Genomic DNA, 5568 nt, shown 5'->3' with positions numbered 1-5568 from the left:
TTGCTTTCACAGAATTTTCACGAAAAAACCTTAAAAAAGATTTGGTGGGGATTGGGTGGGTTTCTATCTTTGCGCTCCGCTTTTGAAATGAGGCGGGCAAGTTCTTTAAGTCTTTGATAATCAGTGGTCAGTATGGATTTACCGGTAGTTTTTAGGAATAAAAAAAGGTAAATAAAATTTGGCTGATAACGATAGGGCGCTTACCTTTGCGCTCCCTTAGCGAAAGGCTGGGGGAAGTAAGTGGGAAGGCCACGAAAGATCTTTGAAAGTTTGGAAGCAACAGCGCTGTATAACTAGTGTATACAGGGCTTAGGTAAGCAAAGCAAATAACATTCGATTTTGACTCGTTAATTTATCCAATGAGAGAAATTAATAGTCAGTATCAAAACTCATTTACAATGGAGAGTTTGATCCTGGCTCAGGATGAACGCTAGCGGCAGGCTTAATACATGCAAGTCGAGGGGCAGCAGGGTGGTAGCAATACCACTGCTGGCGACCGGCAAACGGGTGCGGAACACGTACGCAACTTACCCTGAACTGGGGGATAGCCCGGGGAAACCCGGATTAATACCCCGTAACACTTGGGGGTGGCATCACCTCTTAGTTATAGCTCCGGTGGTTCAGGATGGGCGTGCGGCTGATTAGGTAGTTGGTTGGGGTAACGGCCCACCAAGCCAACGATCAGTAACTGGTGTGAGAGCACGACCAGTCACACGGGCACTGAGACACGGGCCCGACTCCTACGGGAGGCAGCAGTAAGGAATATTGGGCAATGGAGGCAACTCTGACCCAGCCATGCCGCGTGGAGGATGAAGGCCCTCTGGGTTGTAAACTTCTTTTACCTGGGACGAAACCACCTTTTTCTAAGGGTGTTGACGGTACCAGGGGAATAAGCACCGGCTAACTCCGTGCCAGCAGCCGCGGTAATACGGAGGGTGCAAGCGTTATCCGGATTCACTGGGTTTAAAGGGTGCGTAGGCGGGCAGGTAAGTCCGTGGTGAAATCTCCGAGCTTAACTCGGAAACTGCCATGGATACTATTTGTCTTGAATACTGTGAAGGTGAGCGGAATATGTCATGTAGCGGTGAAATGCTTAGATATGACATAGAACACCAATTGCGAAGGCAGCTCACTGCGCAGTGATTGACGCTGAGGCACGAAAGCGTGGGGATCAAACAGGATTAGATACCCTGGTAGTCCACGCCCTAAACGATGGATACTCGACATACGTGATATGACAATGTGTGTCTGAGCGAAAGCATTAAGTATCCCACCTGGGAAGTACGACCGCAAGGTTGAAACTCAAAGGAATTGGCGGGGGTCCGCACAAGCGGTGGAGCATGTGGTTTAATTCGATGATACGCGAGGAACCTTACCTGGGCTAGAATGCAGTCTGACCGTGGGTGAAAGCTCATTTTGTCGCAAGACACAGATTGTAAGGTGCTGCATGGCTGTCGTCAGCTCGTGCCGTGAGGTGTTGGGTTAAGTCCCGCAACGAGCGCAACCCCCATCAGTAGTTGCCATCAGGTAACGCTGGGAACTCTACTGAAACTGCCGTCGTAAGACGCGAGGAAGGAGGGGATGATGTCAAGTCATCATGGCCTTTATGCCCAGGGCTACACACGTGCTACAATGGGGCGTACAAAGGGCTGCCACTTAGCGATAAGGAGCCAATCCCAAAAAACGCCTCTCAGTTCAGATCGCAGTCTGCAACTCGACTGCGTGAAGCTGGAATCGCTAGTAATCGTATATCAGCAATGATACGGTGAATACGTTCCCGGACCTTGCACACACCGCCCGTCAAGCCATGGAAGCCGGGTGTACCTAAAGTCGGTAACCGTAAGGAGCCGCCTAGGGTAAAACTGGTAACTGGGGCTAAGTCGTAACAAGGTAGCCGTATCGGAAGGTGCGGCTGGAATACCTCCTTTTTAGAGCTTGACTGCTTACGTTGATCTCTTCGGAGGTCCTAGGCTTAAAGCTGTTGCTTTCAAAAACTTTCAATTTATTGAGTTCTTTTTCAGTGAGTAACCCGTAATAGGGGGCTACCGAAAGATCCGTAGCTCAGCCTGGTTAGAGCACTACACTGATAATGTAGGGGTCACCAGTTCAAATCTGGTCGGGTCTACCAAACAAAAGAGTTTATGGTTTTGTGGGTCACTATAAACTACCTCAACTAACCAGGGGGATTAGCTCAGCTGGCTAGAGCACTAGCTTTGCAAGCTAGGGGTCATCGGTTCGACTCCGATATCCTCCACAGTTCTTTTAAACTGATTAGATGTTGACGTTTTAGGTCTGCAGGTTCGCAATCTGAACATCTACGCTGTACTGGTGCTAGTAGCCCTGTACGTAAGTTCTTTGACATATTGGAAAAAAGAAAAGTTGTTAGACGAAAGAGTCTAAATGCCAAATCACAATGAAAGACAATCCATATTTATATGGTGGTCTGAAGTTAGTGGCTTGGGTAACAAACTACAAGAAAGATTTTTAAAGCAACTAAGGGCACATGGTGGATGCCTTGGCTCTGAGAGGCGAAGAAGGACGTGGTAAGCTGCGATAAGGCAGGGGGAGCTGCACACAAGCATTACATCCCTGCATCTCCGAATGGGACAACCCGCTATGCTGAAGGCATAGCATCTCCAAAAGAGAAGCCAACCCCGGGAACTGAAACATCTAAGTACCGGGAGGAAAAGAAAATAAATAATGATTCCCTGAGTAGTGGCGAGCGAAAGGGGAAGAGCCTAAACTTTGGGAGCGTGCTCCCAGAGGGTTGTAGGACCGCATTTAGAAACCGACCTCAAGCTGAACGCTCTGGAAAGAGCGGCCATAGCGGGTGATAGCCCTGTAAGCGTACAGGGTCGGGGACGAGCGGGATCCTGAGTAGGGCGGGACCGGAGAAATCCTGCCTGAATCTGCCGGCACCATCCGGTAAGGCTAAATACTCCTCAGAGACCGATAGTGAACCAGTACCGTAAGGGAAAGGTGAAAAGCACCCTGAACAAGGGAGTGAAATAGTACCTGAAACCGTGTGCCTACAAGCGGTCGGAGCCAGAGCAATCTGGTGACGGCGTGCCTTTTGCATAATGAGCCTACGAGTTGCTCCTCACTGGCGAGGTTAAGTTCCTGATAGGAACGGAGCCGTAGCGAAAGCGAGTCCGAATAGGGCGGCTTAGTCAGTGGGGGCAGACGCGAAACTTTGTGATCTATCCATGGGCAGGATGAAGGAGGGGTAACACTCTCTGGAGGTCCGAACTCATTAACGTTGAAAAGTTATGGGATGACCTGTGGATAGGGGTGAAAGGCCAATCAAACTGAGAGATAGCTCGTTCTCCCCGAAATGTTTTTAGGAACAGCGTCGCATATTAGAAGTTTAGTAGAGGTAGAGCTACTGATTGGGCTAGGGGGCTTCACCGCCTACCAAACCCTGACAAACTCCGAATGCTACTAAATATCTGCGGCAGTGAGGCTGCGGGCGCTAAGGTCCGTGGCCGAGAGGGAAATAACCCAGAATAGCAGCTAAGGTCCCTAATGCACAGTTAAGTTGATGAAACGAGGTGGGGTTTCTATAACAGCCAGGATGTTGGCTTGGAAGCAGCCATTCATTTAAAGAGTGCGTAACAGCTCACTGGTCGAGAGACCCTGCACGGAAAATAATCGGGCATCAAACTGTGAACCGAAGCTCTATGATGCACCCTTGGGGTGTATTCGGTAGGGGAGCATTGAAAACTGCATCGAAGCTGACAGGCGACTGTTGGTGGAGCGTTTTCAAAAGAAAATGTAGGCATAAGTAACGATAAATAAGGTGAAAAACCTTATCGCCGTAAGTCTAAGGGTTCCTGATCAACGTTAATCGGATCAGGGTTAGTCGGGTCCTTAGGTGAACCCGAAAGGGGTAGCTGATGGAAAACTGGTTAATATTCCAGTACCCGCATTGGTTTCGATGGGGTGACGCGGTAGTGAACCGTCCGCCCGGTTACGGAATACCGGGTTAAAGCGTGTAGATAGACCTTTGGCAGGCAAATCCGCCAGGGGTGTCGAACGTGATAGTACCGCAAGGCTTCGGCTGCGCGGATAGTGACGCTAATCATACCGCCGAGAAAAACCTCTAAGGTTAGGCCAATGCTGCCCGTACCGCAAACCGACACAGGTAGACGGGATGAATATTCTAAGGCGCTCGGGTGAGCCGTGGAGAAGGAACTAGGCAAATTGACGCTGTAACTTCGGGATAAAGCGTTCCTACTTCGAGTAGGACACAGTAAAATGGTTCAACCAACTGTTTAACAAAAACACAGGGCCCTGCAAAATCGAAAGATGACGTATAGAGCCTGATACCTGCCCGGTGCTGGAAGGTTAAGGAAGGGTGTTCGTAGCAATACAAAGCTCCTGACTGAAGCCCCAGTAAACGGCGGCCGTAACTATAACGGTCCTAAGGTAGCGAAATTCCTTGTCGGGTAAGTTCCGACCTGCACGAATGGTCTAATGAGTTGAACACTGTCTCCTCCACGAGCCCGGTGAAATTGTAGTATCGGTGAAGATGCCGGTTACCCGCCACGGGACGGAAAGACCCCGTGAACCTTCACTACAACTTTGCATTGATTCTGAGCAACCGATGTGTAGGATAGTTGGGACGCTATGAAGCCCCCTCGCCAGGGGGGGTGGAGCGGTCGTTGAAATACCAACCTTCGTTTGCTTAGGGTCTAATCCCCACAAGGGAAACAGTGCATGGTGGGTAGTTTGACTGGGGTGGTCGCCTCCTAAAGAGTAACGGAGGCTTGCAAAGGTACCCTCAGTACGGTTGGTAATCGTACGCAGAGCGCATCAGTAGAAGGGTGCTTGACTGTGAGACAGACAAGTCGATCAGGGACGAAAGTCGGCTGAAGTGATCCGGTGGTTCCGCATGGAAGGGCCATCGCTCAAAGGATAAAAGGTACTCCGGGGATAACAGGCTGATCTCCCCCAAGAGCTCATATCGACGGGGAGGTTTGGCACCTCGATGTCGGTTCGTCACATCCTGGGGCTGGAGAAGGTCCCAAGGGTTCGGCTGTTCGCCGATTAAAGTGGCACGTGAACTGGGTTCAGAACGTCGCAAGACAGTTCGGTCCCTATCTGTGGTGGGCGCGAGTAAATTGAGAGGACATGACCTTAGTACGAGAGGACCGGGTCGTACGTACCGCTGGTGTATCTGTTGTGCCGCCAGGTGCAGTGCAGAGTAGCTATGTACGGACAGGATAAACGCTGAAAGCATCTAAGCGTGAAACCTTCCTCAAGATGAGTTTACTTTTAAGGGCCGTTGGAGACGACAACGTTGATAGGCTGCAGGTGTAGAAGTGGTAACACTAAAGCCGAGCAGTACTAATTGCCCGTACGCTTTAATTTTATTTAGACTCTTTTCCTCTAACAAGTTTTCTTCCAATATGTAACTGTATTGAAGGATCCACCCTGGATCCTGACCTTTTTATGGTGGTTATGCCGGGGGTGCCCACCTCTTCCCATTCCGAACAGAGAAGTTAAGCCCCCCATGGCCGATGGTACTGCACCCAAATGCGGGAGAGTAGGTAGCCGCCATTCTTA

Annotated in this window: 2 tRNA genes and 3 rRNA genes; all 5 read left to right on the top strand. The window is 50.1% G+C overall.

The annotated features are described in order from the left end of the window. Window positions 1-395: 395 nt before the first annotated feature. The 5 genes from OCK74_RS27665 to rrf all read left to right on the top strand — a co-directional run bounded on the left by OCK74_RS27665 (window position 396) and on the right by rrf (window position 5565). Window positions 396-1928 (top strand): 16S ribosomal RNA (locus OCK74_RS27665). Window positions 1929-2050: 122 nt separating this feature from the next. Further along, window positions 2051-2128 (top strand) — tRNA-Ile (locus OCK74_RS27660). A gap of 52 nt (window positions 2129-2180) precedes the next feature. After that, window positions 2181-2254: transfer RNA gene (locus OCK74_RS27655), tRNA-Ala, on the top strand. A gap of 229 nt (window positions 2255-2483) precedes the next feature. Further along, window positions 2484-5373, top strand: a 23S ribosomal RNA gene (locus tag OCK74_RS27650). A gap of 80 nt (window positions 5374-5453) precedes the next feature. Then, a 5S ribosomal RNA gene (gene rrf, locus OCK74_RS27645) occupies window positions 5454-5565 on the top strand. Together the 16S, 23S and 5S rRNA genes with 2 tRNA genes alongside form the textbook arrangement of a ribosomal RNA operon. The last annotated feature ends 3 nt before the right edge of the window (window positions 5566-5568 follow it).

This window comes from Paraflavisolibacter caeni (genome assembly GCF_025628885.1).
Lineage (GTDB): Bacteria > Bacteroidota > Bacteroidia > Chitinophagales > Chitinophagaceae > Flavisolibacter > Flavisolibacter caeni.
Note: the sequence above shows the minus strand (reverse complement) of the source record. Positions and strands in the feature narration are given on the sequence as shown.